At 73.3% G+C, this 1706-nt stretch carries 1 protein-coding gene; it reads right to left on the bottom strand.

Annotated features, from left to right (window positions below; all coding sequences use genetic code 11):
- Positions 1–1504 (bottom strand): aldehyde dehydrogenase family protein (locus ABZ281_RS48295; RefSeq protein WP_356665090.1); only part of this gene is annotated, 1504 nt, incomplete at its 3' end.
- Positions 1505–1706 lie beyond the last annotated feature (202 nt).

Genomic DNA, 1706 nt, shown 5'->3' with positions numbered 1-1706 from the left:
GCCGCTCCCCCTGCGGTCCTCGCGTCACCGCGCGCACGAGCAGGTCACCGCCGACGAACGCGCCGCGCCAGGACGCGCCGAGCCCGCCGAACAGCTCGTCGCGGTCGCCCCGGGAGCGGGGCGCGCCGTGGCCGACCTTGAACGCGCGGATCTGTGGGGCGAGCCGGTCGTACGTCGCCCGGTCGTCCGTGGACAGCGTGGCGACCAGCGAGCCGTTGGAGACGTTCATCGCGGCCAGCAGCTCCGCCTCCGTGTCGACCAGGACGATCGTGTCGACCGGGCCGAACGGCTCCGCGTGGTGCAGCGGAGAGGACGAGGGCGGGTTGAGGAGTGTGACCGGCTGAACGTAGGCGGAGGTGTCCTGGCCGGGCAGGAAGCGGGCGTCCTCGGGCGTGGCACGGTGCAGCGGTACGGCGCCGCGCTCGATCGCCTGGGCGACCTGGTCCTGCAGCTCCTTCGCCTTGGCCGCATTGATCACCGGCCCGAAGTCCAGCTGCGGGTACGGGTCGTCGGGCTGCTCCACGGCGAGCGGATGTCCGACCCTGAGCGTGCGCACCGCCGGGAGGTACGCCGCCAGGAACGCGTCGAACAGGTGCCGCTGGACGACGAAGCGCGGGTACGCCGTGCAGCGCTGCTTGCCGTAGTCGAAGAGCTTGGGGATCACCGCGGTGAGCGTGTCCCAGTCCGAGTAGTTCCAGATGCCCCAGGTGTTGAGTCCTTCCTGTTCGAGTACGTGTCGTTTGCCGAGGTCGGCGACGGCCGTGGCGACGGCGGCTCCGGTGTCGCGGCCGCCGACGAAGGAGACGCAGCCGATCTCGGGTGCCCGCACCAGCGCCTGCGACAGCTCACCTCCGCTGCCGCTGACGAGGGTCACGGGAACTCCCTCGCGGGCGGCGAGGGCACAGGCCAGGGTCAGACAGGCGACACCGCCGTCGGTCGGGGTCTTGGCGATGACCGCGTTGCCTGCCAGTGCCTGGACCAGCAATGCGTGAACGAGCACGCTCATCGGGTAGTTCCAGCTGGCGATGTTGGACACGGGGCCGTCCAGCGGGGAGCGGCCGGCGAGCATCGGTTCGACACCGTCGACGTACCAGCGGACCCCGTCGATGGCCCGGTCGACGTCCGCCTGGGCGAGCCGCCAGGGCTTGCCGATCTCCCAGACGAGCAGGAGCGCCAGCAGGCCGCGGTGTTCGGTGAGGGCGTCCAAAGTGGCCGCCACCCGGGCCCGGCGTTCCTCCAGGGGGAGGTGACGCCAGGCGCGGTGCTGGTCGAGTGCGGCGCACACGGCCCGGTGGGCGGTGGTTCGGTCCAGGCGGGGCGGGCCGGCGATCGGGCTGCCGTCGACGGGGCTGACGGCGGGCAGGGCCCGGCCGTCCTCCTGCCAGGCGCCGTTCCAGAGGTTGAGGACCCGGTCGTCGCGGAAGGCCTCGGGGGCGACGGCGAGACAGCGCCGCCACGCGTCGGGCCAGGACGTGCCGGTCTTGAGGGTGAGGGTGGGTGCCATGGGGTTGCTCCGCTCTCGGTGCACAGTCGGGGGCGGGGAATGCGGCGCGGGGTGGCCCGGTGATCGGCCGGGGAAGGCGTTGGGGGCCCTCCCCGGCAGTCGGCCAGGGCCTCGGTGCGGGTGGCCAGCAGTCGGCCAGGGACTCGGTGCGGGCGGGCCGGCCGTCGGCCAAGGAATCGGTGCGGGCGGGCCGGCCGTCGGC

This window comes from Streptomyces sp. NPDC006265 (assembly GCF_040613555.1).
In the GTDB taxonomy this organism is placed as follows: domain Bacteria; phylum Actinomycetota; class Actinomycetes; order Streptomycetales; family Streptomycetaceae; genus Streptomyces.
Note: the sequence above shows the minus strand (reverse complement) of the source record. Positions and strands in the feature narration are given on the sequence as shown.